The sequence below is a fragment of the Rhodococcus sp. NS-SX18 genome (assembly GCF_057367935.1).
Window position 1 is genome coordinate 533,373 of sequence record NZ_CM170633.1, and the last position, 24,215, is coordinate 557,587.

The following is a 24,215-nucleotide window of genomic DNA, read 5'->3' on the forward strand; positions in this document are numbered from 1 at the left end:
CCACGCGATTCTAGCTGCCCACCTGAACAACTGAACAGGCTTTCGGCCGTCGGGCCGGTTCGTCCGGTTCCGCCGGGACCTTCGTGCGGGGCGGTCCGCGGTCGGGCCTCCTGCCGTCTCCCGGCGAGATCGGCTGTCGACAAACGCGGCGCCGCGTGCTCGGATGGAGTGAGGGGGTCCATTCGTCGGAATGCTCGAATCCCCGAGGAGAAACGATGAACGACGGAACCGGAAGGCAAGAGGAACCGCAGTCGGAGCGGGGTGCCCCCGGCTCGCGCGATTTGGGCTCCACCGGCCCCGGAGGAGGGCCCGCGGACCGTCCCGCCGGCGCGTTCGAGGACGACGAGATGATCTCTGCCGAACCTGGCGACGCGGAGTCGCACCGCCCCGGGCACACCACGACGGTCGGGGACGCGGACGCGGTCGTCCCGCCCTACGAAGGGCGGACGGAGCACGGGGATGTCCGTCCCGCACCGGACGACAGGGCAGAGGTGCACCGCGCCGAGGACACGCGCTGATCGGGCAGAGCGTCGAGCCCGGTGCGCCGGGTCCGGTCAGACGAACGTGCGCGCCAGAACGATCGCCAGCGCGATCAGCAGGGCGACCTTGACGACTTCGAGCGCCACGTAGGCGTAGTGCACCTTCGAGCGGGGTGCATCCTCGCCGGCGAGGATGCGGTTCGATCGGCGTGTCAGCGGCGGCCGGATCACCGCCACCTGCACCACCAGCACGGTCACGGTCACCAGCAGCAGCACCCAGCCCGCCGTGCCCGGCGGGAGGATCAGGCACGCGACGATCAGCACGACGGCGAGAACGACCTCGACCGTGTTCAGGGCCCGGAACACCAGGCGGCCGATGCCGAGCCCGAGCGGGACCGTGATCCCCGGTGCCCGGAACTTCAAGGGCGCTTCCAGGAAGGAGATCGCGAGCACCATTCCGAGCCAGAGCATCGGCACGAACAGTTCGACGTAACGCGCGAGAGTGTCCATCACCCGTCCTCGGCTGCGGTCGGCATGTGGTCGCCGAGTCTAGTGGCGGTGCGACTTTCGGCACCGCACTTCGCGGCCGCCCCCCGATACACCCTTTTCTGAATACAGAATTCGATGTACATTCGAGCTCGTGGAGGCGGTGGAGCATCACGAGGCGCTGTCCCGGTTCGGTCATGCCCTCTCGGATCCGACCCGGACGCGGATTCTGCTGACCCTACGGCGTGGTCCGGGGTATCCCTCGGAACTGGCCGAATCGATCGGCGTCAGCCGGCAGATCCTCTCGAATCACCTGGCGTGCCTGCGTGGGTGCGGTCTGGTCGTCGCGGTGCCCGAAGGCCGGCGCAGTCGTTACGAACTCGCCGATCGCCGGATCGGGCACGCGCTCGACGACCTGCTCGGCCTGGTCCTGGCCGTGGACCCCTCGTGCTGCCCCACCGCCGCAGCCGAGGACTGCTGCTGATGTCCGCGCGACGGCCCGCCGCGTCGTCGACGCCGTCCCGGGCGGTGCCCACGAAACGCAGGTCCGTGCTCACGAAACGGATCCGGCTGCTGGTGACCGCGACGATCGCGTACAACATCGTCGAAGCGAGCGTCGCGTTGACCGAGGGCGCGCGGGCGTCGTCGACGGCGCTGATCGGGTTCGGGCTCGATTCGCTGATCGAGGTGTCCTCCGCCGCCGCGGTGGCCTGGCAGTTCGCCGGCCGAGATCCGAAAGCCCGCGAGAAGGCCACGCTGCGGATCATCGCGTTCTCGTTCTTCGGGCTCGCCCTGTATGTCGGCGTCGACTCGATCCGATCGCTGCTCGGGATCGGCGAAGCCCGGCACTCGCCGGTCGGGATCGCGCTGGCCGCGGCGAGCCTGGTGATCATGCCCGTGTTGTCCTGGGCTCAGCGGCGTACCGGGCGCGAACTCGGATCTGCCTCCGCCGTGGCCGATTCGAAGCAGACGCTGCTGTGCACGTACCTCTCGGCCGTGCTGCTGATCGGGCTGGTACTCAACAGCGCATTCGGTCTGTCGTGGGCCGATCCGGTCGCGGCACTCGTCATTGCGGTCTTCGCGGTGCGGGAAGGACTCGAAGCCTGGAGAGGCCGAACCTGCTGTCCCGTACCCGCAGTGGTGACCGATGACGCGCCGGAATGCTGCTGCGGATCCGAATGCGATTGCTGCCGAACCACCCCCGACCCGAAGGATCGATGATGCCTCGTATCGGTGCCACTGCCCGAGCCCTCTACCGACAGGAGATGACGGCGTCGAGAACCGCCCGCGACGCGCAACAGCGGTGGCGCCATCTCGAACGCGCACACATCCTCTCGCAGCCGGACCCGTGGCTGCACACCTGCAACCACGCCGCGATGCTCGCCCTGGCCCTGCGCTGCCGTGACCGCCGCGAGGCTCTCGGGCAGGTCGTGCGGATCCTCGTCGCTGCCCCCGGTTCGATGACCGGCCGGTACCCCGAAGGCAACACCGGACGGGTCGCTGCCGGACTGACCACGCCGATGCCGGTCCCCGACGATCTGGCCCGGGCGCTGTCGGCGTAGTCGCAGGCGGACCCGCCCGCGATCGGTGCTCACAGGTGCACGGTGCCTCGGATACAGGTCGTGCTGGATCCTCCGATCCACACCTCGTCGCCCGACGAATGCACGGTCAGGATGCCGTGGCGGCCGACGCGAGTGCCCTGACGCGCCCGGTAGTCGGCCGGCGCGAGGCCGGCACCGATCAGCCACTGGGCCAGGCCCGCGTTGAGGCTTCCCGTCACCGGATCCTCCCGGATGCCTACGGGTGCCGCGAAGGCGCGCACCTCGAACTGGTGCGGTGATCCCGGCGGGTAGGGACCGACGACGCCGAGGACGAGGTCGCGCATGTGCTGGTCGTCGGGTTCGAGGTCGAGCACCTCCTGCGCGGACCCGAGCAGGACCGCGGCCCAGCCGGGTCCGTTGTCGACCCAGTTGTGCGCCACGATTCGCGCACGGTCGATCCCGAGCCCCCGGGCGATCCGGGACAGGTGTTCGTCGTCGAGGTCGCCGCGACGGACCGGTTCGGGAGCCCGGAACGCCAGGGACTCGTCGCCGCGGCGCAGCGCGACGAGTCCGGCTCCGCACTCCTGAACGAGCAGACCCGGGCTGTTCGGCACCCCGCCGGCCTCGAGCCACGCGTGCGCCGAGCCGAGGGTGGGGTGACCGGCGAACGGGATCTCCGCGGCCGGGGTGAAGATGCGTAGCCGGTAGTCGGCCCCGGCGGTCGTCGGGGGAAGGACGAACGTGGTCTCGGACAGGTTCGTCCACGCCGCGAACTGCGCCATCGCCTCGTCCGGGAGGCCGGCGCCGTCGAGAACCACCGCGACCGGGTTCCCCCGGTACGGTTCGGCGGCGAACACGTCGACCTGCGAGAACTCCCGGGACCGTGGCTGCACCATTGCGTCTCCTTCGTCGATGCCGTCCCATTGTGGTCGCGGAGCCGGCGGTACGCACCCGAATATCCGGCCGCTCGAGGCGGCGTTCGAGCCGTTCCCCGGGCGGTGGAGACCTCGGCGGGGGCGTATCCGGAGCACCGGCCGACGCGACGCCGACCGGGGGCGGAAACTCCGAGGGCGCGCAGGGATTCCCTGCGCGCCCTCGGAGTTTCGTGGATCAGTGCTCGTAGGTGCTCAGATCGCGGTCCTTGCTCTCCTTCGCCAGGAGGATGAACACCGCGCTCAGCACTGCCAGGCCGATCATGAACGCCGCGACGAGTCCGGTGCCGCCGCCGGCGGCCGCCTGCAGCGACGCGAGGATCACCGGGGTGAAGCCCGCGCCGAGCAACGTCGCGCCCTGGTAGCCGAGCGAGGCGCCGGTGTACCGGGCTGCGGTGCCGAACTGCTCGGCGATGTACGCCGCCATCGGACCGTAGGTCGCGGACTGGCAGACGCCGAAACCGAGCACGAACCCGAGCGTCACCAGCGCGACGTTGCCGGACGACAGCAGCACCAGGATCGGCACGATCAGCACGACGAACGCGCCGAGGCCGAAGAGCATCACCGGGCGCCGGCCGACGCGGTCGGAGAGGCGGGCGAACCCGAGCAGGGTGAAGATCGCGACGAACTGGCAGACGGCGAACGCCATCAGCGCCTGCGATCGGGTCACCCCGGAATGGGACGCGTAACCGATGGCGAACGTGGTGAACATGGTCTGGATCCCGAAGCTGGCCATGCAGCCCAGGGCGACGAGCAGCAGATTCCGCGGTCGGCGCAGGATGCTCAGAATCGGCGGGGTGGGCCGGTCCGCGGCGGCGGCATCGACCTCGGCCTGCCGCGCCATCGCCTCCCGGAACAGCGGGCTCTCGGACACCCGGGCCCGGACGAACAGGCCGACGGCCAGCATCACCGCGGACAGCAGGAACGGGATGCGCCAGCCCCACGACAGGAAGTCGTCCTCGGGCAGCAGCGCCACCAGCGCCAGGGCGAGGGTGCCGAGCAGCGAACCGGTGGGTGCCCCGGCATTGGTGAACGCCGCGGCGAAACCGCGTCCCCGTCCCCCGACGTGTTCGAGGGACATGAGCGCCGCCCCACCCCACTCGCCGCCGACGGCGATGCCCTGACACACGCGCAGCAGCACGAGAATGATCGCGGCCCACGATCCGATCGCCGACGCGGGCGGGACGAGGCCGATGAGGAACGATGCCACGCCCATGACCGTCATCGAGATCAGCAGCATCGACTTGCGGCCGTACCGGTCGCCGAAGTGCCCGAAGACGATGCCACCGAAGGGGCGGGCCAGATAACCCGCAGCGAACGTCCCCATCGACGCGATCGTTCCGGCGAGCGGGGACAGATCCGAGAAGAACACGGGGGCGAAGACGATCGCCGCCGCGGTCGCGTAGAGCAGAAAATCGTAGAACTCGATCGTGCTGCCCAGATAGCTCGACAGCACGACGCGTCGAACTTCCTTCTTCCTCTGGGCCGCAGTGATGTCCGCGGATGCGGTGACGGTCATGTGAGCTCCTGCAGTGACAGTCGGGTCAGTGGGCGTACTGCTCGCGCAACGTGTCCTTGCGGACCTTTCCGGTGGCGTTGCGGGGGATCTCGTCGAGAACGAGGAGGGACTTGGGGATCTTGTACTTGGCGAGACGCTCGCCGAGGAAGGCGAACATCTCGTCCTCGGTGAGGGTGACGCCGTCGGCGAGGGTGACCGCCGCCCGGCCGACCTCACCCCATTTCTCGTCGGGCACACCGAAGACGGCGCAGCCGATCACGCCGGGCAGGTCGAGGATGGCGGCCTCCACTTCCGCGGGGTAGATGTTCTCGCCACCCGAGATGATCATGTCCTTGAGCCGGTCGACGATCGTGACGAAGCCGTCCTCGTCGGGAACGCCCACGTCGCCGGAGCGGAACCAGCCGTCGCCGGTGAAGGCGTCCGCGGTGGCGTCGGGCCGATTCCAGTAGCGCTGCATCACATTCGGCCCGGAGATCTGGATCTCGCCACGGTCGCCGGCGGTGACCGCGGAGCCGTCGGGATCGACGACGCGCACGTCGGTGAAGAAGTGCGGGGCGCCCGCGGTGCCGATCTTGCGTTCGGCGTCCTTGGGGGTGAGTATCAGTGCGCCCGGTCCGGTCTCGGTCAGCCCGTACCCCTGGCAGAGGCGGACGCCCCGGGCGGTGTAGGTCTGGAGGGTCCGCGGTGGAACCGGTGCGGCCGCGACGATCCAGCGACGAATCGAACTCAGGTCGGTGCGGTCCCAGTTCGGGTGGGCGCTCATCGCGTCGAGCATCGTAGGCACCCCGAACGAGTAGGTGACTCTTTCGGTTTCGATCAGGTGCAGGATTCGGCCCGGCTCGAAACCTTCCTCGACGAGCACGGTGCCACCCTTGAGCAGGGTGGGCAGGGCGACGAAGTTCAATGCGGCGGTGTGGAACAGGGGTGCGGCGACGAGAGCCACCTCGTCCGAGAGGAAGTCGAGGTCGACGATCGGGTTCATCACCGCGAACACCACGTTCCCGTGGCTGAGGACGACACCCTTGGGCCGGCCCGTCGTGCCGGAGGTGTACATGATGAAGCACGGGTCGTCGTGTGTGACCGGGACGTCGAGGCGGTCGGCGGGGGCGGCCGCGACGATCGTCTCGTAGCCGACAGCCCGGTCGTCGGGCTCGCCGTCGAGGACCACGCGCCGGGTGGTTCCGGCCGCGGTCGCGGCGGCCTCGGCGACGTCCGTGAGGGCAGCGGAATGGACCAGGACGGTGCTGCCGGAGTCGGCCAGGCAGTACTCCACCTCGGGGGTGGTCAGCCGGGCGTTGAGTGGCACGAACACCGCCCCGAGCAGACCGGCGGCGAACAGTACCTTGAGATAGGCGGGGTGGTTCGCCGACAGCAGCGCGACGCGGTCCCCGGGGCCGACGCCCAGGGCACGCAGGGCGTGGGCGAGCCGGGTGACCCGCTCGTCGAGTTCGCGGTAGGTGATGCCGGTGCCGCGGAAGGCGAGCGCGACCGCGTCGGGGGCCTGCCGGGCGCGTCGGTGCGGCCACGTACCGGTGCCTTGGTTGAGCACGGGATCTCCTCGATGCCTAGGGGTTCGGGATTTTCTGGACCGGAGCGGCTACGGCCGGGTGAGCCTGCGACCGACGATCTCCTTCATGATTTCCGTGGTGCCGCCGTAGAGCGTCCCGGCCCGGGAGTCCAGATAGTCGCGGGCGACGTCGTACTCCTTCATGAAGCCGTAGCCGCCGTGCAGTTGCACGGCCCGGTGCACGACCTTCAGGTGCAGCTCGGTGACCCACCACTTGGCCATCGCCGCGGTCACCTCGTCGAGGCGGCCGTGTGCGGCGTCGAGGATGCAGCGGTCCACGAACACCTGCGCGATCTCGATCTCGGTGGCCAGTTCGGCGAGGTAGAAGCGGTTGGCCTGGAAGTCGGCGATGCGCTGCCCGAACGCCCTGCGGTCGGTGGCGTGGCGCAACGCCGTCTCGAACGTGCGGGTCATCAGGGCCATGGAGGTCACCGCGATGCTCAGCCGTTCCTGCGGCAGGTTGTGGCGTAGGTATCCGAAGCCCTTGTTCTCCTCACCGAGCAGGTTGGCGCGGGGTACCCGGACGTTGTCGAACACCAGCTCGGCGGTGTCCTGGGCGGACAGGCCCACCTTGTCGAGCGGGCCGTTCTTCGTGAAGCCGGGCATGCCGTCCTCGACGACGAGCAGGCTCACCCCGTTCTTCCCGGCGGCGGGATCGGTCTTCGCGACGACGATGATCGTGTCGGCGAGGATGCCGTTGGAAATGAAGATCTTGCTGCCGTCGAGGACGAAGTGGTCGCCGTCGGGGATCGCGGTGGTGGTGACGGCGGCGAGGTCGCTGCCGGCGCCGGGCTCGGTCATTGCGATCGCGCCGACCGCCTCGCCGGCGACCATGGGGGCGAGCCAGCGGTGGTTCTGTTCGTCGGTACCGAGGGCCGTGAAGTACGGCGCGACCAGGTCGTTGAATCCCGACAGCCCCATGGTGACGGCCTGGGCGCCGACGCGGGCGAGCTCCTCGATGAGCACGGCCCCGAACCGGAAGTCGTCGATGCCTCCGCCGCCGAACCGTTCCGGCACGGCGACACCGAGCAGGCCGAGCTTGCCGGCCTGCCGGTAGAGCTCGCGATCGACGCGGCCCGCTGCGGCCCACTGCTCGAGGTGGGGTGCGACCTCGCGCTCGGCGAAGCGTCGCGCGGTTTCGCGGAACGCGTCGTGGTCGGATTCGTAGATGGTGCGTTCGAGCGACACGGCACTCATGGAGACGGTGGCCCTCCTTCTGCGACGTTTGTCGCGCAGATCACAGTAGACCAATAATGATTGAAATAGTCAACGGTTGAGTTTCGATTGCTTTTCGGGGGTCAGGCCTCCCATCTGGCACGACGTCGGCCCGTCGCATATTTGCAAGCAGTCTGGACTGTTTGTTGATTGCCTGTTACCGTCCGTTCTTGTGACTCGAACCACATCCACGGGCACCGGGCGCACACAGGCCGAGCGCACCGCCGTGACCCGGGCGAAACTCCTCGACGCGGCCGTCGACTCGCTCGTCGAACTCGGCTACGCACGCACCACCACTCAGGTGATCGCCAAGCGGGCCGGGGTGTCCCGGGGTGCGCAACTGCATCACTTCCCGACCAAGGAATCACTCGTCGTCGCCGCGGTCGAACACCTCGTCGACAAGCGCCTGACGGAGATTCTCGAGGCCAGTCCGGACCCCGAGCGCGGCCTCGACGTCCTCACCGACGCGTTCTGTGGGCCGCTGTTCCACGCCGCGCTCGAGTTGTGGGTGGCCGCACGGACCGATCCCGCCCTGCACGAGGCGGTGATCCCCCTCGAGCGCAAGGTCTCCGATGCGCTCCGGGTCGGCTGCCTGGAGATCATGGGCGACCGGATGGGACCCGACGAGATCGACCTGAGCATCGAACTCGCTCGCGGACTTGCCGTCGCCGCCCTGATGCGCACCCCCGAATCCGATCGTGAGATCCGGGAGCGGCTGCTCCCGGTCTGGAAGGAACTGGTGATGAAGTGAGCATCGAGACCCTCCCGCCGCACGTACACACGCTCGTCGTCGGGGCCGGCTTCGGGGGCATCGGCATGGCCGCCACCCTCCTGCGCGAGAATCCACGGGCCGACGTCCTCGTGATCGAGCGAGGCGACGACGTCGGCGGCACCTGGCGGGTGAACACCTACCCGGGTGCGGCCTGCGACGTGCCGAGCGCGCTGTACTCGTTCTCCTTCGCGCCCGAACCGGACTGGTCGAAGGTCCACGGCACCCAGGACGAGATCTACGCCTACCTGCGCCGGGTCGCGAAGGAGCAGGGCGTCACCGACCGGACGATGTTCGGGTGCGCACTGCGCGACGCGCAGTGGGACGACGAAAGCGCCCGCTGGATGGTGGCGACGTCGCGTGGTGACCTCACCGCCGACGTGCTCGTCTCGGCCACCGGGGCACTGTCCACCCCCACCCTGCCGAAGGTGCCGGGGTTGGAATCGTTCCGCGGCAGGATGTTCCACTCGGCGCAGTGGGACCACGACTACGACCTGACCGGCAAGCGCGTCGCCGTGATCGGCACCGGTGCCTCCGCGATCCAGTTCGTCCCCGCCATCGTCGGCACCGTCGGGCACCTGACGCTGTTCCAGCGCACCGCCTCGTGGGTCATGCCCAAGCACGACCACACCATCACCCGTCCGGTGCGGGCTCTCTACCGGCGTTTCCCGCTCGCCCAGAAGGTCGTTCGCGGGGCTGTCTACGGGCAGAAGGAGACGTACGTCGTCGGGATGACACGTCCGTTCGCGCGCCGGTGGCTCGTGCCGCTGTTCGAACGCCGGGCGCTGTCGGTGCTCGACAAGCAGGTCTCCGATCCGGAGCTGCGGACGAAGCTCACCCCGAAGTTCCGGATCATGTGCAAACGGATCCTGCTGTCCAACGACTGGTTCCCGGCGATCACCCGGCCCGACGTCACCGTCGTGGCCTCCGGGCTGACGGCACTCACCGAGAACGGTGTCGTCGACGAAGCCAACAACGAGTACGAGGTCGACGCCGTCATCTTCGGGACCGGCTTCACCGTCACCGAACCGCCGGTGGCCCAGCACATCCGGGGGAGCGACGGCCGTACCCTCGCCGAGACCTGGAACGGCAGCCCCAGTGCCTACCTGGGCATCGCCGTCCACGGCTTCCCCAACCTCTTCCTGATGTACGGGCCGAACACCAACCTCGGGCACAGCTCGATCGTGTACATGCTCGAGTCACAAGCCACTTACATCGCGGATGCCCTGCGCACCATGCGGTCCCGGGAACTGGGCACCGTCGAGGTGACTGCGGGTGCGCAGCGCACCTACAACGCCGAACTCGACCCCGCCCTCGCGGGCACGGTGTGGAACGCGGGTGGCTGCGACAGCTGGTACCTCGACCGCAAGGGCCGGAACTCGGTGATGTGGCCGACGTTCACCTGGCGGTACCGCGCCCGGACCCGGCAATTCGATCCCGAGAACTACCTGGCCCGCCCCGTGGCCGAAAGGATTGCGGCATGACCCATTACGACGTGCTGGTCGTCGGCTCCGGCTTCGGCGGCAGTGTCGCCGCACTGCGCGCAACCGAGAAGGGTTACCGCGTCGGCGTCCTCGAGGCGGGCCGGCGCTTCGCCGACGACGAACTGCCGAAGACCAGCTGGCGGCTGCGCAAGTACCTGTGGGCGCCGGTGCTGGGCTGCTACGGCGTGCAGCGCATCCATCTGCTGCCCGACGTCCTGGTCATGGCGGGCGCAGGCGTCGGCGGCGGGTCGCTCAACTATGCCAACACCCTCTACCGCCCGCCCGTCCGTTTCTTCCAGGACCCGCAGTGGGGGCACATCACCGACTGGCAGGCCGAGCTCGGACCGTACTACGAGCAGGCCGCGCGGATGCTCGGCGTGCGCCCGAATCCGCTGACGACCCCCGCGGACGAAGTGATGCGCTCGGTGGCCGAGGAGATGGGGGTGGGGGAGACGTTCACCACCACGCCGGTCGGGGTGTTCTTCGGTGAACCGGGGCAGACGGTCCCGGACCCGTTCTTCGGTGGCGCCGGCCCGGCCCGGACCGGCTGCACCGAGTGCGGCGGCTGCATGACCGGTTGCCGGGTGGGCGCGAAGAACACCTTGGTGAAGAACTACCTGTACCTCGCGGAGCAGGCCGGTGCGACGATCCATCCGCTCACCACCGTCACTGCTGTCCGTCCGCGCGCCGGGGGCGGATACGAGGTCCGCACCCGCAGCACGAACCGGATCCGCAAGCGCCACGACGTATACACCGCCGACCAGGTGGTGCTCGCCGCGGGCACCTACGGCACGTCGCGGCTGCTGCTCGCGATGCGGGAGACCGGTGCCCTGCCGCGGTTGTCGCCGCGACTGGGCACAGTGGTGCGCACCAATTCCGAAGCGGTGCTCGCCGCGACGGCACAGGACCGCACCGTGGACTACTCCCGGGGTATCGCGATCACCGCCTCCTTCCACCCGGACCACCACACCCACATCGAACCGGTGCGGTACGGCAAGGGCAGCAACGCTATCGGACTCCTGCAGGCCCTGCTGGTCGACGGCGGCGGCCGGACACCGCGGTTGGCGAAATTCTTCGCCGTGGCGGCCCGCAATCCCGCGGCGTTCCTGCGCACCCTGTCGGTGCGGCGCTGGTCCGAGCGGACCGTGATCGCACTGGTCATGCAGACCGACGACAACTCCCTCGAACTGGCGAGCAAGCGCGGTATCCTCGGGCGCCGGCTCACGAGCCGCCGCGGACCCGGCGCGCCACCGCCGGAATGGATCCCGGTGGGGCACGAGGCCATCCGGCGGGTCGCCGACAAGATCGACGGCGACGCAGGCGGATCGATCGCGGACCTGGTCGACATCCCCATGACCGCGCACTTCCTCGGCGGATGCGTGATCGGGGATTCGCCCGAGTCCGGTGTCGTGGACCCCTACCTGCGCGTCTACGGTCACGACGGTCTGCACGTCGTGGACGGATCGGTCGTCAGTGCCAATCTGGGTGTGAACCCGTCGCTCACCATCACGGCGCAGGCCGAGCGGGCGATGGCGTTGTGGCCCAACAAGGGCGAGGCCGATCCCCGTCCGGCGCCCGGCTCCGGTTACGTGCCGGTCACCGCCGTGCGACCGGTGCGACCCAGCGTTCCGGACTCCGCGCCCGGGGCGCTGCGCCTGCCGATTTATCCCGTCCGACGAGAGGAGGCCGCCCGTGTTGTGGAGCGTGCCTGAGAGCACCGACGAACGCACCGACTGGCCGACGTCCGCCCCGCCACCCTGGTCGGCGCAGGCGCGCGCGGCCCTGTGGTGGCATCGCAGCGCGCCCGGGGCGGCGCAGTTCGGCCCCGGTGGCCGGACCCTGCCGTTCACCCTCGCGATGGTGGTGGACTATCTCGACTCGCCCGTCGGCCCCTACCGTGAGGTGCTCGCCAGCCCCGTCCTGCGCCCCGGCCTGGTCCCGGCGATGGCCGTGCCGTTCATCGCCGTGGACTCCGAGGCATCCGTGCACGGCGGCCGCGAGCACTGGCACCTGCCCAAGGTGCTCGCCTCGTTCGACGGCGACGTCACCGGCCGGTTCTCGGCCACGGGCGACACGTGGAAGGTGGACACCGACGCGTCCCCGCGCGGTCCCGAACTGCCGATCGTCGGTGGGCTGGCCTTCGCCCAGCCCGAACCGGACGGCAGTCAGGCCCGGGCTACGGCGCGGCTGAGAGGACGGTTCCGGTACGCACGGGTCCGTGTCGAGGCGCAGGGCCCGACGCTCGGGCAGTGGCTGCTGCCGGGGACACACCACGGCATCGTCGTCACCTCGGGCCGGATGAGCATCGGTCCGGCCCGGACGGTGCGCTGACGGGCGGCGCCGGGCTCACGACGCCTCACGCATCGTGAGCCCGCCGAGCTCGACGACGTACTGTCCGGCCGTGTCGTCCCACGTCACGGAGTAGGTGGTGGGGTAGTAGCCGGACTGCTGGTACGCGCTCGGCTGGCGCAGGTCCTCGTGCAGGTCGGGCCGGGAGGCCAGCCAGTCCCTGGTCATCATCGGCTCGATGAAGATGTGCCGGCCGTCCCACGAACCCTGCAGGACCGTTTCCGTGAAGTGCCCGTGCGGCTCGGTGGTGTCGAGCCAGTGCAGTCCCATCTTGGCGACGGTGCCGAGAATCGGCTGGGGGTCCGACGGTGCGTAGCCTTCCGGCAGGTACTTCGGGTCCGGCAGCTTCGCGGCCCGCTCGAGATAGCCGGGGACGAACGGGTGGATCGATTCCACCGTCGCGGTGTCCACGAGGTAGAAATGCACGTCGAAGTGCGGCTGGTCGAACCCGTGCTCGGGATTGTGGCCGTGCGAGTTCCAGTCCAGCGTGACGTGGTCGACGACGGTGTCGGGCGCCCCGGCAGGCACGTCGAGGACGTAGGCCTCGGTGGTGGGCAGCAGACCGCTCGTGAGGCCGTCGAGCGCGGCGGCGTCGAGGCGGACGCCGATCGCGGTGGGAGCGCCGTCGGGGCCGACGGTGACGTACGTGTGGGCCGATCCGTTGCCGACCGGGTGCGGCGGGCCGTCGAGGGCCGTGGAACCCTGGGCGCCGGCCGCCGAGCCGAGGACGAGCACTGTCGTCGTCGCCGTCGCACCGACGACTCCGAGCACCGCGAACGTGCGAAGACGCACCACTGTCACGACTCCTCTCGCATGGTGAGGCCACCGAGTTCGACGACGTACTCCTGCTCCTGGTCGTCGAAGCTCACCGAGTAGGTGGTGGGGTAGTACGCACTCTGCTGATAGGCCTCCGGCTGCTTCACCGGTTCGTCGACGGTGGGCCGGGTGAGCAGCCATTCGCGGGTCATCATCGGTTCGACGAACGTCCATTCGCCGTCCCAGGATCCCTCGATGAGGATCTGGGTGAAGTCGTACTGTCCGGGTGCGATCGGCAGGGTGCCGTCGACCCAGTGCATCCCCATCTGCGGGACGAGCGCCATCTCGGGCGGGCCGGCGGGAACGTAGTCGGCAGGCATGTACCGAGGCTCGGGCATGTTGGCCGCCGCCTCGGCGTATCCCGGTGCAGCCGGGTCGATCTCGTCGACCTTCTCGGCCGGGATCATGTAGAAGTGGATGTCGAAGTGGGGCTGGTCGAACAATCCCACCGGTTCGTGCCCGTGCGGGTTCCAGTCCAGGGTCAGGTGGTCGAAGGCGGTCTCGTCCGCCTCGGCCGGGAACTCGAGCGTGTGCACCTCGAGGACGTCGGCGAGCCCGTCGAGTGCCGTCGCCGAGAAGCGCAGCCCGATCGCCCGGGGGGTGCCGTCGTCGCCCGTCTCGACATAGGTCCGCGCGGTGCCGTCGCCGACGTCGACGGTGGGCCCGTAGGAGTAGGGCTCCGAGTCGGAGCCGCTGGAGCAGCCGAGCAGCAGCGTGAGCGCGGTGCCGGCCGCGATCGCGATCCCGGAGGCGCGAGAAATCGGGATGGTGCGCATGGCGGACCTCTTCCGGTGGGCTGAGAAGCAGGGTAGACCGCACCGAGGGGTCAGTTGTGTGGAATCGGAGGATCGTGCGCGCACCGATCCGGTCCTTTTCTTGACTAATTCCAGATTGGGGGCATACTGGGGTCATGCACCGAACGGACGAGCCTGTCGATACCCGGGCGCAACTGCGCGCCGCGGGTCTGCGGGTGACCGCTCCGCGCGTTGCCGTGCTCGGTGCGGTTGCCGCACACCCGCATTCCGATGCCGACGAGATCGCGGCCGCGGTGCGGAGCGAACTCGGTTCCGTCTCCACGCAGGCGGTCTACGACGTGCTCAAGGCGTGCGTCGGAGCCGGGCTCCTGCGCCGCATCGAACCCGCCGGCTCGCCCGCCCGGTACGAGACCAGGATCGGCGACAACCACCACCACCTGGTGTGCCGCAACTGCGGTGCGGTGACCGATATCGACTGCGCCGTCGGAGCGGCCCCGTGCCTCGAGCCCTCGGACGATCACGGATACACCGTCGACGAGGCGGAAGTGACGTTCTGGGGTTTGTGCCCCGACTGTCGAGAATCATAGTTACGCAACGCTTCTCCCTCCAATCGCACCGCACCCCGCGGTGTCGTGACGTGCACCCTTCCTCAGGAGGACCACCATGACGAATCCCCGCCCCACCACGACCGCCGTCGGCATCCCCGTCGCGAGCGACAACGAATCGCTCACCGCCGGAACGCAGGGCCCCATCCTGCTGCACGACCATTACCTGATCGAGAAGCTCGCCCAGTTCAACCGGGAGCGGGTCCCGGAGCGTGTCGTGCACGCCAAGGGCGGCGGCGCGTTCGGCGAACTCGTCGTCACGAACGACGTCAGCGCGTACACCGCGGCGAAGCTGTTCCAGCCCGGCGCGAGAACCGAATCCCTCGTGCGGTTCTCGACGGTGGCCGGGGAGCAGGGTAGCCCCGACACGTGGCGTGACCCGCGCGGGTTCGCGGTGAAGTTCTACACCGAGGACGGCAACTACGACCTCGTCGGCAACAACACCCCGGTGTTCTTCGTCAAGGACCCCATCAAGTTCCCCGACTTCATCCACTCCCAGAAGCGGCTGCCCGGCTCGGGACTGCGCGACCACACCATGCAGTGGGACTTCTGGACGCTGCGTCCCGAGAGCGCGCACCAGGTGACATGGCTGATGGGCGACCGGGGCATCCCCCGAACCTGGCGCCACATGGACGGTTTCGGCTCCCACACCTACCAGTGGGTCAACGCCGGAGGTGAGCGGTTCTGGGTCAAGTACCACTTCAAGACGAACCAGGGCATCGAATTCCTCACCCAGGCCGAAGCCGACCGGCTCGCCGGTACCGACCCGGACTACCATCGCGCCGACCTCCACGACGCGATCGAGCGGGGCGAGTTCCCCAGCTGGACGCTGAAGGTGCAGATCATGCCCGTGGCCGAAGCGGAGGGGTATCGCTTCAACCCGTTCGACCTGACCAAGGTGTGGTCCCAGCGCGACTACCCGCTGATCGAGGTCGGCACCTGGACGTTGAATCGCAACCCGCGCAACTTCTTCGCCGAGATCGAGCAAGCCGCGTTCGCGCCGTCGAACATCGTGCCGGGCATCGGCCTGTCGCCGGACAAGATGCTGCTCGGCCGGGTGTTCTCCTACGCCGACGCGCACCGCTACCGCATCGGAGCGAACCACGCGCAGCTGCCGGTCAACGCGCCGAAGAACGAGGTGAACTCGTACTCGCAGGACGGCGCGATGCGGTACTCGTTCAACGACCCGGGCACCCCGGTGTATGCGCCGAACAGCTTCGGCGGCCCGCACGCCGACCCGCGGGTGGCCGGCGACGAAGGCCGGTGGGAGTTCGGCACCGAGGCGGTACGGGCCGGCTACGTCCGGCATGCCGAGGACGACGACTTCGGTCAGGCCGGCACGCTCGTGCGCGAGGTGCTCGACGACGCCGCCCGGGAGCGGCTTGTGGGCAACATCGTCGGACACATCCTCGGCGGAACTTCGGAGGCGTTGTACGACCGGATCTTCGAATACTGGTCGAACGTCGACACGGACCTCGGAAAGAAGGTCGAGGAGGGCGTTCGGTCGGGCCGGGCCTGACCGCGCGTCAGAGCAGGCCCCACCAGTAGAGGAGGGTGGCCAGTATCCACACGACGACCGTCTGCATCTCTCTGTCCTCCCTCGGTGTGGATTCTTCCTCCATCATCCGCCCACGGGGGCACGGCCGCCACGGACACTCCGGAAACAGGGAATCCCGTGTCCACTTCGTTGCCTGCGGCCCCAGGGAACCGGGTCACCGCCTCGGGCGTTGAACCAGGGGAGTATGTCCGAAGCACGGCCGGCGCGACATCCGTCGCCGCCGGGACGCACATCGACACGGATAGGAGCTCGGATCATGACCGGACCGATCACCAGCACGCTGAATCCGGAGCAGCAGAAGATCGCGGGGGACGCCCTCCAGGGCACCCTGGTCGACATGATCGACCTGAGCCTGATCGCCAAGCAGGCGCACTGGAACGTCGTCGGCCCGCAGTTCCGCAGCCTGCACCTCGCCCTTGACGAGATCGTCACAGCCGCCCGGACCTACACCGACGAGGTGGCGGAGCGACTCACGGCGATCGGCGTCAGCCCGGACGGACGGGCCACGACCGTCGCCCAGGACTCGGGCACCAAGGGATTCGGCGCGGGCTGGACCAAGGACGAGCAGGTCGTCGCGTCCATCACCGACAATCTGTCGGCCGTCATCGGCCGCCTGCGTGAGCGCATCGCGGCGACGGACGAGGCGGACCCGGTCACGCAGGACCTGCTCATCGCCCAGACCGCCGGTCTCGAGCAGACGCACTGGATGTGGCAGGCCCAGCTCGCCTGAGCCGGCACATCCGTCAGGGCCACCCGTTCCCGCGGGTGGCCCTTCGTGCGCTCCGGCGAGCACTCCGGGCGATCGAACACCTGTGTTACTGAAGTGTCGGATGTGATTGCTACGTTGGCACCGGTCCGTTCTCCGATCGAAAGGTGCCTGCAGCGATGGTCATGGGTCCTACCCACGCGGTGTCCGGGGCGCTGGTCGGCCTCCTCGTCGCCGACGTGCTGCCCCCGGAGTGGGGTGGGCCCGCCTCCACGGCGGAGACCTTCGCGTTCGCCGCGGTCTGTGCCGGCTCCGCCCTGCTGCCGGATCTCGACACCCCCCAGTCGACGGTGGCGCGGTCCTTCGGGCCGGTCAGTCAGGTGGCGGCGCGCGGCATCGACAACCTCTCGCTCGGCTACTACACGCTCACCAAAGGCCGCCGTGACCGCAGCCGCCGGGGCGGCCATCGCACGCTGACGCACACGGCCCTGTTCGCGGCCCTGCTGGGGGCGGGGGTGTCCATGCTCGTCGCCCGGTTCGACCGGGTCGCGGTCGTCGCCGTCCTGTTCGTCACGCTCGGCCTGGCGCTGCGCGGGCTCGCGGACGGCTGGGCCAAGCGCAACGGGTGGCTCGTGGTGACCGCGACCTCGGCGGTGCTGTCGGTGCTCATGTGGAACTGGTTCCCCGGCGAGGTGGGTTCGGTGGGCCTCGGGGTGGCGGTGGCGCTCGGGTGCGCGACGCACTGCCTCGGCGACGCCGTCACCAAGGAGGGTATCCCGTTCCTCGCGCCGTTCGTGCCCTGGCGGGGTGAGCGCTGGTGGGAGATCAGGATGCCCGGGTTCCTCGCCATCCGCGCCGGCGGCGCGTTCGAGCTGGCGATCCTCGGCCCGGCGCTGACGATCGCCGCGGTCGCGATGGCGGTGTGGTCGATCGACGGCGCGCCCGAACTCCTGCGCGAAGCCGTCGGGGTGTCGCGCGCGGGCAGCTGACGCGGATTCCGGAACCACTGGCATCGAAAGGGAACGTGTTCTATTTTTGCTCTGTTTCTGCCTCTCGCCAGATCGGAGCCCTGCCCGGTGAAAGCCCGCGACGCCCGGACGGACGGCACCCCCGTCTCCACCACGCCCCTCAGTCGACGAGGCTTCCTCGGCGCCGCCGGCGCCGTGGGATTGACCGGTCTCGCCTGGAAACCCGCCGGCGCCGTCCCGGTCGGTGATCCGCGCGCCACCATTCCGGCGCCCCCCGCGTTCCCCGCGGATATCCCGCTGGCCCAGCAGCGCTTCGAGAACTGGGCCCGGACGATCCACTTCGACGCGGTGTGGACCGCCACCGCGCGCGATGCGCACGACGTCGTGCGCATCGCCGACTGGGCCCGCTCCCACGGCTACCGCGTCCGCCCGCGCGGCACCATGCACAGCTGGAGCCCGCTGACCGTCGTGCCCGGCGAGAGCGTCGAGAAGATCGTGCTGATCGACACGATGGCACACCTGAACTCCGTCACCGTCGACCCCGCGGGAACGCCCGCCACCGTCACCGCCGGCGCGGGCGCGAGCATCGAGTCGATCCTCACCGCGCTGGAGCGGCACGGCCTCGGCTGGGCCAATGCGCCCGCCATCGGCGACATCACCATCGCCGGAGCGCTGTCGATCGGCGCGCACGGCGCCACCTACCCGGCCGCGGGGGAGCGGGCGATCCCCGGCCAGTCGTTCGGCTCCCTGTCGAACCTCGTCGTCGCACTCACCGCCGTCGTGTGGAACGCCGCCGCCGGGGCCTACGAACTACGGGAGTTCCGTCGGTCCGAACCCGAGATCACGCCCCTGCTCGCCCACCTGGGCCGCAGCTTCGTCACCTCGGTGACCCTGCAGGCCGGGGCCAACTACCGGCTGCGCTGCCAGAGTTTCACCGACGTGCCGTGGCAGGAACTGTTCGCCCCGCCCGGCGCTCCGGGACGCACCTTCGAGCGGTTCGTCGAGGAGTCCGGCCGCGTCGAGGCGATCTGGTTCCCCTTCACCCGGACGCCGTGGTTGAAGATCTGGTCGGTGTGCCCCGAGAAGCCGTCGACCGCGCGCGAGGTGCACGGCCCGTACAACTACTTCTTCTCCGACAGCATCCCCGAGGAGGTCACCACGCCTCTCGGTCAGGTGGCGAGCGGGATGCAGGCCGCCACCCCGGCATTCGGCGCCGCCCAGTTCGGTGCCGTCGCCGCCGGTCTCGCCGCCACCGGCACCGCCGACCTGTGGGGCTGGTCGAAGGACCTGCTGTTCTATCTGCGGGCCACCACGCTGCGCGTCGTCGCCGGCGGTGGGGTGGTCCTCACGCGGCGCGCGAACATCGCCCGCGTCATCCACGAGTTCACCACCTGGCTGCACGAACGGATGACCCACTACGCCTCACTCGGGCAGTACCCGGTCAACATGCCGTTCGAGGTGCGGCTGTGCACCGTCGACGATCAGTCGGAGGTGCTCGTCGAGTCGGCGGGCGCGCCGAACCTGTCGGCCGTGCGGCCCCGTCCCGACCGGCCCGACTGGGACACGGCCATCTGGATGAACGTCGTCTCCGTTCCCGGCACCGCGGGACAGTCCGCCTTCTTCCAGGAGATGGAGCAGTGGATGGCCGACCACTACTCCGGTGACTACGCGACCTTCCGGTCGGAGTGGTCGAAGGGATGGGCATTCGACGCGGAGGGTGGGTACCGGGATCCGAGGTTCCTCGGTGAGGTCGTTCCGGCGATGTACCGCACGGGGCTGTCCGCCGACGAGGGCTGGGACGCGGCGCGCGCGTCGTTCGACCGGCACGACCCGCACCGGGTGTTCACCAACGGATTCCTCGATCGGTTGCTGCCGCCGGGGTGAGGCCCGGGACCGATCGGAGGGCACGGTTCGGTTTCGATACGGCGGCTTCCGCCGTTCACAACTCTCACATCAGTCACATCCGTATACATTTGCCCCGTTCCATGTGAGTGCGACGGTGGGAGCGACGTGCGGAAGTTCGAGACGGGGAAGAACGCAGGAGGCACACACGCGGCGCGACGCCACGTCCGTCGGGGATCCGCCGCCGCTGCAGCGCTGCTCGCCTGCCTGATCGCCCCGGCGCCGTCGGCCGCGGCGAACCCGATCGTCGAACCGGTGGCGGCCGACCCCAGCATCGTGCGCGCCTCCGACGGGGCCTACTACATGTACACCACGGGCGACGACTGGGGCGACGGGCAAGGACTGCGAGGGATGTCCGTCTTCACGTCCTTCGACCTCACCGACTGGAAGTTCGTCGACGACGTCTTCTCCGAGATTCCCGGCTGGCACCCGGCGGACAACTACGTCTGGGCCCCCCACGTGATCGAGTCGGACTCCGGCTACAGCCTCTACTACGCGCTCCCGGACGGCGCGAATCCGTGCATCGGTCTCGCCACCGCCCCCGGACCGGCCGGCCCCTGGACCGACCTGGGTCGTCCCGTGTTCTGCGCCGAGGACGTCGGAGTCCAGGGCACGATCGATCCGTTCGTCTGGGACGACGGCACGACGAAGACGATGTTCGTCGGCAATTTCAAAGGCGTCTATGCCATCCCGCTGAATGCGGAGGGAACCGCGCCTGCCGGCGAACCGGTCCGGGTCGCGGACGAACGCTTCGAGGGGCCGCACGTCGAGTATCGCGACGGTTACTACTACCTGTTCCTCTCCTCCGGCCACTGCTGCAACGGCGCCGACACCGCGTACCGGGTGCTCGTCGGCCGGTCCGAGTCGTTGACCGGCCCGTACGTCGACCGCAAGGGCGACGATCTCGACGGGGGCGGCGGCGCGCTCATCCTGGCCGGCAGCGACCCGTGGGCAGGGCCCGGGCACAACACGGTGGTCACGGACGACGCCGGCGACGACTGGATCGTCTACCACGCGATCCCCCGCGACGATCTCCAGTTGCCCAGCGGCGCTCAACGGCGGGAAGGCATGATCGACCGCATCGTGTGGGCCAACGGCTGGCCCGAGATCGGCGACGGCTCCCCGTCGTCGACCCGTCCCGCCGTTCCCCGAACGGATCTGCCCGTGCGCGTCTCCCTGACCGCGGACACGTCCACGAAGCTGCCCGCATCCGGTGGGGTGATCGAGGCCACCCTGCTGGTCGAAGCGCCCGACGATGCGCCCTACACAGGGCAGGTGTGGGCCGGCGCGGTCCGCCCGAACGGCGAGGAAGGCGAGCCGGTCCTGGACCCGATCGACGTCGACCTGGCGGCGGGGGAAACCCTCGAGGAGCGGATCGCGTTCACGGTGAGCGACGGTGCGGCGAACGGCACGTACGGTCTGTACGCGTTCGCCGGCACCCACGGCGGGGAGATCGTCGAGTTCGGCGCCGTCACCGCGCGCAAGTCCGACGGGCTCTCGGACGTCGGGGAGCCGGTCGACGTGGTGACACTGCGCGTGCGCGAGACGGCGCGCTGAGAGGGGCGCTCCGGCGGGAAACCAGGTGCCCTCGCCGCATAATCGAGGCGTGGATCGAGCGTCCTACCTGAAGCTGCTGCGCGCGGACACCGAGCGGCTGCTCGCCGTCGGTGGAGGCCGGCTCGACCGGCCGGTCCCGACGTGCCCGCGGTGGTCCGTCGAACGGCTCGCCGGGCACGTCGGCCGCGTGCACCGGAACGCGGCAGCCTGGCTGCGGGCCGGCCGTCGCACCGAGATCCCACCGGCTCCGGCCGGCGCCGCCGTCCTCCCGTGGGTGCGGGACGGACTCGACGAGCTGACCGAGGCCGTGCAGGCGGCCGACCCACACGGGGAGGAGCAGACCTTCGCCGGACCGCAGCCGGCGTCGTTCTGGGTTCGTCGCATGGCCGTCGAGACCGCGCTGCACCGGATCGACGTCGAGCTCGCCGCAGGTGTGGGCACCACGCCCGTGGAGACCGCGCTGGCCGTCGAAGGCATCGACGAACTCTTCGGGGTACTGCTCCCGTTCCGTGCCCTCGGTGGGGTGGACAGTGCCGGCTCGCTGTCGCGATCGGGGAGGACGATGCACCTGCACGCGACCGACCCCGCGGTGGAGGGCGAATGGACGATCACCTTCACGGCCGACGGGCCGACCCTGGTGCCCACCCATGCTGCAGGAGACGTCACAGTGCGCGGACGGGCGTCGGATCTGCTGCTCCTGCTGTGGAACCGCGCGTCCCTCGGGCAATTCGACGTGTCCGGTGACGCCGCTCTGCTGACCCGATGGCGCGACGAGGTGCGGATCTGACGCCGGTCACTGCCGTGCGAGCAACCGTTCGAGGTCGTCGAGAACGAGCATCGCGCCGGTCGGGCCGAGGGCGAGGAACCACGTCTCGTCGCTCACCGCGACCGCGCGTCCCTGCCGCACGGCTGGAAGGCTCGACCACAGGGGGCCGCCGACCACGGCCGCCTCGTCGGTTTCCCGGCCGTAGCTCGAATAGAAGATCCAGTCGCCGTCTGCCTCCGTGATTGTTTCCGGGCTGACCTCGGCGGCGAGCTCGTCGAGGTCCTGGACCGGCGGCCGCCGCAACCCGACGTCCTGCAGGATGACCCCGATGAACGAGAGGTTCCCGTACAAGCGGATCCTGCCGGACATGAACCGCACCAGCGAGATGCTCGGATCGCCCTGGATCGACTCCCGCACCTCGTCGGCGCGGGTCTGGTAGTCGTTCAGAACGGACTCCGCCTTCTCCTCCCTGCCGAGTGCGTCCGCGACGAGCAGGAAGTTCTCCTTCCACGGGAAGCCGGGGCGGATCGAGAAGACGGTCGGGGCGATGGCAGACAGCTGCGAGTACATCTTGTCTGCGCGCAGCTTGCTGCCGAGAATCAGATCCGGTCGCAGCGCGCCGATGGCCTCGAGATCGAGGTTGTTGATCGTGCCCACGTCGGCCACGTCGGTGAGCCGGTCCGCCAGATACGACGGCTGCTCCGCGGCGCCCTCGGGACTGGCGATGCCGACGGGCGTGAGGCCGAGGGAGAGGACGTCGTCGAGCTCGCCGCCGTCGAGCACGACTACCCGCTGCGGCTCGGCTGCGAGCGTCGTCTCACCGGCGGCGTGGGTGACGACCCGAGGGAACTGTCCGGGTGCCGCGTCGCTGCCGAGTTCCGCCGTCGCCTCGTCCGCTGTGGCGAAGAGCCGGCCCCCGGTGGCCACGTCGGCGTTGCCGGCGCCGGTGTCGCGGGTGGACTCGGCCGCCCCGCCGCATGCGGCGACGGTGAAGGTGACGAGCAGGGCCGCAGCGGTGCGGCGGCAGAGATGTCCGAGCTGATGCATGAGGGGAGGCTACCCTCACCCACGAGTCCGGTCTCGGCACCCCCGCAAAACGAAAGGACCCTCTCCGTGAGTGGAGAGGGTCCTTCGATGTTCTTCACGAGTCGGGGTGGCGGGATTCGAACCCACGACCTCTTCGTCCCGAACGAAGCGCGCTACCAAGCTGCGCCACACCCCGTTTCGAACCTCGGTCAGCTTACAGCACGATGGGGTTGACGGTTAAATCGCCTGGTCAGTGCGGCGAAAACGTACTACGGGTACCCGCGTCCGCGGTGCTTCGAACCTGCTCCCGCGGCGCCGGAACGAGCGTCAGCAGCGTCGCCTCGGGACGGCACCAGAACCGGGCGGGTGCCGTCGGTGACGTGCCGATGCCCGCCGAGACGTGCAACCGCATGTGCGACCCCCAGCGCGACGGTCCCTTGACCCGCGACCGGTCCAGCCCGCAGTTGGTCACCAGCGCGCCGACCAGTGGCAGGCACAACTGACCACCGTGGGTATGGCCCGCCATCACCAGGTCGTATCCGTCGTCCGCGAACCGGTCCAGCACCCGCGGTTCGGGCGAGTGGGTCAGCCCCAGCCGCAGATCCGCCGCCGGATTCGCGGGACCGGCGACGGTGTCGTACCGGTCCCGGTCGATGTGCGGGTCGTCGACACCGGCCGCGCTGATGCGCACCCCGGCGATCTCGAGCTCGCGTCGCACGTGCGTGACGTCGAGCCAGCCGCGCTCGCTGAACGCGGCGCGCAGATCGCTCCAGGGCAGCGGCGCGCCGTGCACGCGCTCGTGGTCGCGGTCGAAGTACTTCAGCGGGTTCTTCACCCGCGGCCCGAAGTAGTCGTTGCTGCCGAAGACGAACAACCCCGGCCGGGCGAGCAGACCGCCGAGCGCCTGCACGACGGCGGGGACCGCCTTCGGGTGCGCGAGGTTGTCGCCGGTGTTGATCACCAGGTCGGGTTCGAGGCGATCGAGTTCGCGAAGCCAGTTCTGCTTGAGCCGCTGCCCGGGCGTCATGTGGATGTCGCTCAGGTGCAGCACGCGCAGCGTCGAGGCATCCGGCGCGAGCACCGGCAGCGTCACCTCCCGCAGAGCGAAGGCGTTGCGTTCGACGAGCGTCGCATAGCCGAGGCCGAGAACAGCGGCACCGGCCGCGCCGATCGCGGCACGTCGGAGAATGGGAACGTCTGGCACGTCTCCAGCGT

The 24,215-nt window shown here is 69.5% G+C and carries 24 protein-coding genes and 1 tRNA gene; 15 read left to right on the plus strand and 10 right to left on the minus strand.

Annotation, left to right across the window (positions count from 1 at the left end):
- Positions 1-215 precede the first annotated feature (215 nt).
- The gene (locus AC2IPW_RS02460) at positions 216-518 is read left to right on the plus strand and encodes a hypothetical protein (protein WP_486376208.1); all 303 of its coding nucleotides are present in this window, start codon (positions 216-218) and stop codon (positions 516-518) included.
- A gap of 36 nt (positions 519-554) precedes the next feature.
- Here the strand turns inward: AC2IPW_RS02460 and AC2IPW_RS02465 are convergent, their stop codons facing one another.
- Entirely contained in the window at positions 555-989 is a 435-nt protein-coding gene (locus AC2IPW_RS02465; RefSeq protein WP_054373152.1) for a hypothetical protein, read from the minus strand.
- Between the two features lie 130 nt (positions 990-1,119).
- Here AC2IPW_RS02465 and AC2IPW_RS02470 point away from each other — a divergent pair, with 130 nt between their 5' ends.
- Genes AC2IPW_RS02470 through AC2IPW_RS02480 form a run of 3 tightly spaced genes read left to right on the plus strand, consistent with a single transcriptional unit; the run spans position 1,120 to position 2,527 of the window.
- Complete coding sequence (locus AC2IPW_RS02470; RefSeq protein ID WP_003935304.1) at positions 1,120-1,449, plus strand: ArsR/SmtB family transcription factor; 330 nt, start codon at positions 1,120-1,122, stop codon at positions 1,447-1,449.
- Positions 1,449-2,186: a cation diffusion facilitator family transporter gene (locus AC2IPW_RS02475; protein WP_486376209.1), complete on the plus strand. Its 738-nt coding sequence runs from the start codon at positions 1,449-1,451 to the stop codon at positions 2,184-2,186. Before AC2IPW_RS02470 ends, AC2IPW_RS02475 begins: the two co-directional genes overlap by 1 nt.
- Positions 2,186-2,527 carry a DUF3703 domain-containing protein gene (locus AC2IPW_RS02480; protein WP_003935302.1) on the plus strand — a complete coding sequence of 114 codons (342 nt, stop codon included), beginning with the start codon at positions 2,186-2,188 and terminating at the stop codon, positions 2,525-2,527. Before AC2IPW_RS02475 ends, AC2IPW_RS02480 begins: the two co-directional genes overlap by 1 nt.
- Positions 2,528-2,556: 29 nt before the next feature.
- Here AC2IPW_RS02480 and AC2IPW_RS02485 read toward each other — a convergent pair whose 3' ends face one another.
- The 4 genes from AC2IPW_RS02485 to AC2IPW_RS02500 all read right to left on the minus strand — a co-directional run bounded on the left by AC2IPW_RS02485 (position 2,557) and on the right by AC2IPW_RS02500 (position 7,721).
- Entirely contained in the window at positions 2,557-3,402 is an 846-nt protein-coding gene (locus AC2IPW_RS02485; RefSeq protein ID WP_486376210.1) for a PhzF family phenazine biosynthesis protein, read from the minus strand.
- A 214-nt stretch (positions 3,403-3,616) separates the two neighbouring features.
- Complete coding sequence (locus tag AC2IPW_RS02490; RefSeq protein ID WP_003935300.1) at positions 3,617-4,957, minus strand: MFS transporter; 1,341 nt, start codon at positions 4,955-4,957, stop codon at positions 3,617-3,619.
- Positions 4,958-4,982: 25 nt separating this feature from the next.
- Positions 4,983-6,506, minus strand: a complete 1,524-nt coding sequence (locus AC2IPW_RS02495) for an acyl-CoA synthetase (RefSeq protein ID WP_486376211.1) — start codon at positions 6,504-6,506, stop codon at positions 4,983-4,985.
- Positions 6,507-6,554: 48 nt separating this feature from the next.
- Positions 6,555-7,721: an acyl-CoA dehydrogenase family protein gene (locus AC2IPW_RS02500; protein WP_416062566.1), complete on the minus strand. Its 1,167-nt coding sequence runs from the start codon at positions 7,719-7,721 to the stop codon at positions 6,555-6,557.
- Between the two features lie 190 nt (positions 7,722-7,911).
- On the opposite strand from AC2IPW_RS02500, the gene AC2IPW_RS02505 reads away from it, so the two are divergent.
- The 4 genes from AC2IPW_RS02505 to AC2IPW_RS02520 are packed head-to-tail and all read left to right on the plus strand — an operon-like array spanning position 7,912 to position 12,323.
- On the plus strand, positions 7,912-8,490 hold the full coding sequence (locus AC2IPW_RS02505; protein WP_059175027.1) for a TetR/AcrR family transcriptional regulator: 579 nt from the start codon (positions 7,912-7,914) through the stop codon (positions 8,488-8,490).
- Positions 8,487-9,992, plus strand: a complete 1,506-nt coding sequence (locus tag AC2IPW_RS02510) for a flavin-containing monooxygenase (RefSeq protein WP_486376212.1) — start codon at positions 8,487-8,489, stop codon at positions 9,990-9,992. Before AC2IPW_RS02505 ends, AC2IPW_RS02510 begins: the two co-directional genes overlap by 4 nt.
- Positions 9,989-11,704, plus strand: coding sequence for an FAD-dependent oxidoreductase (locus AC2IPW_RS02515; RefSeq protein WP_486376213.1), 1,716 nt, complete (start codon positions 9,989-9,991; stop codon positions 11,702-11,704). Before AC2IPW_RS02510 ends, AC2IPW_RS02515 begins: the two co-directional genes overlap by 4 nt.
- Positions 11,697-12,323, plus strand: a complete 627-nt coding sequence (locus AC2IPW_RS02520) for an acetoacetate decarboxylase family protein (RefSeq protein WP_003935294.1) — start codon at positions 11,697-11,699, stop codon at positions 12,321-12,323. The genes AC2IPW_RS02515 and AC2IPW_RS02520 overlap by 8 nt, the downstream gene beginning before the upstream one ends.
- Before the next feature lie 15 nt (positions 12,324-12,338).
- On the opposite strand, the gene AC2IPW_RS02525 is transcribed toward AC2IPW_RS02520, so the two are convergent.
- Both AC2IPW_RS02525 and AC2IPW_RS02530 read right to left on the minus strand, forming a co-directional pair.
- Positions 12,339-13,136: a DUF5602 domain-containing protein gene (locus AC2IPW_RS02525; RefSeq protein ID WP_003935293.1), complete on the minus strand. Its 798-nt coding sequence runs from the start codon at positions 13,134-13,136 to the stop codon at positions 12,339-12,341.
- Between the two features lie 2 nt (positions 13,137-13,138).
- Entirely contained in the window at positions 13,139-13,933 is a 795-nt protein-coding gene (locus AC2IPW_RS02530; protein WP_124258499.1) for a DUF5602 domain-containing protein, read from the minus strand.
- A 134-nt stretch (positions 13,934-14,067) separates the two neighbouring features.
- On the opposite strand from AC2IPW_RS02530, the gene AC2IPW_RS02535 reads away from it, so the two are divergent.
- The 7 genes from AC2IPW_RS02535 to AC2IPW_RS02565 all read left to right on the plus strand — a co-directional run bounded on the left by AC2IPW_RS02535 (position 14,068) and on the right by AC2IPW_RS02565 (position 21,995).
- Positions 14,068-14,499, plus strand: a complete 432-nt coding sequence (locus AC2IPW_RS02535; RefSeq protein WP_289377562.1) for a Fur family transcriptional regulator — start codon at positions 14,068-14,070, stop codon at positions 14,497-14,499.
- Positions 14,500-14,575: 76 nt separating this feature from the next.
- On the plus strand, positions 14,576-16,036 hold the full coding sequence (locus tag AC2IPW_RS02540) for a catalase (protein ID WP_371383729.1): 1,461 nt from the start codon (positions 14,576-14,578) through the stop codon (positions 16,034-16,036).
- Positions 16,037-16,331: 295 nt separating this feature from the next.
- Positions 16,332-16,805 (plus strand): Dps family protein, encoded by a 474-nt coding sequence (locus tag AC2IPW_RS02545; RefSeq protein ID WP_003935289.1) that lies wholly within the window; start codon positions 16,332-16,334, stop codon positions 16,803-16,805.
- Positions 16,806-16,960: 155 nt separating this feature from the next.
- Positions 16,961-17,770, plus strand: coding sequence for a metal-dependent hydrolase (locus AC2IPW_RS02550; protein ID WP_003935288.1), 810 nt, complete (start codon positions 16,961-16,963; stop codon positions 17,768-17,770).
- An 87-nt stretch (positions 17,771-17,857) separates the two neighbouring features.
- Positions 17,858-19,633 carry a cholesterol oxidase substrate-binding domain-containing protein gene (locus AC2IPW_RS02555; protein WP_486376214.1) on the plus strand — a complete coding sequence of 592 codons (1,776 nt, stop codon included), beginning with the start codon at positions 17,858-17,860 and terminating at the stop codon, positions 19,631-19,633.
- A 126-nt stretch (positions 19,634-19,759) separates the two neighbouring features.
- A complete protein-coding gene (locus tag AC2IPW_RS02560; RefSeq protein WP_450119486.1) occupies positions 19,760-21,208 on the plus strand; it encodes a family 43 glycosylhydrolase in 1,449 nt (482 codons plus the stop codon).
- 49 nt (positions 21,209-21,257) lie between these two features.
- The gene (locus AC2IPW_RS02565) at positions 21,258-21,995 is read left to right on the plus strand and encodes a maleylpyruvate isomerase family mycothiol-dependent enzyme (RefSeq protein WP_450119485.1); all 738 of its coding nucleotides are present in this window, start codon (positions 21,258-21,260) and stop codon (positions 21,993-21,995) included.
- Between the two features lie 6 nt (positions 21,996-22,001).
- On the opposite strand, the gene AC2IPW_RS02570 is transcribed toward AC2IPW_RS02565, so the two are convergent.
- The 3 genes from AC2IPW_RS02570 to AC2IPW_RS02580 all read right to left on the minus strand — a co-directional run bounded on the left by AC2IPW_RS02570 (position 22,002) and on the right by AC2IPW_RS02580 (position 24,204).
- The gene (locus AC2IPW_RS02570; RefSeq protein WP_486376215.1) at positions 22,002-23,021 is read right to left on the minus strand and encodes an ABC transporter substrate-binding protein; all 1,020 of its coding nucleotides are present in this window, start codon (positions 23,019-23,021) and stop codon (positions 22,002-22,004) included.
- A gap of 101 nt (positions 23,022-23,122) precedes the next feature.
- Positions 23,123-23,196: transfer RNA gene (locus AC2IPW_RS02575), tRNA-Pro, on the minus strand.
- 54 nt (positions 23,197-23,250) lie between these two features.
- Complete coding sequence (locus AC2IPW_RS02580; RefSeq protein WP_486376216.1) at positions 23,251-24,204, minus strand: metallophosphoesterase; 954 nt, start codon at positions 24,202-24,204, stop codon at positions 23,251-23,253.
- Positions 24,205-24,215: the final 11 nt, after the last annotated feature.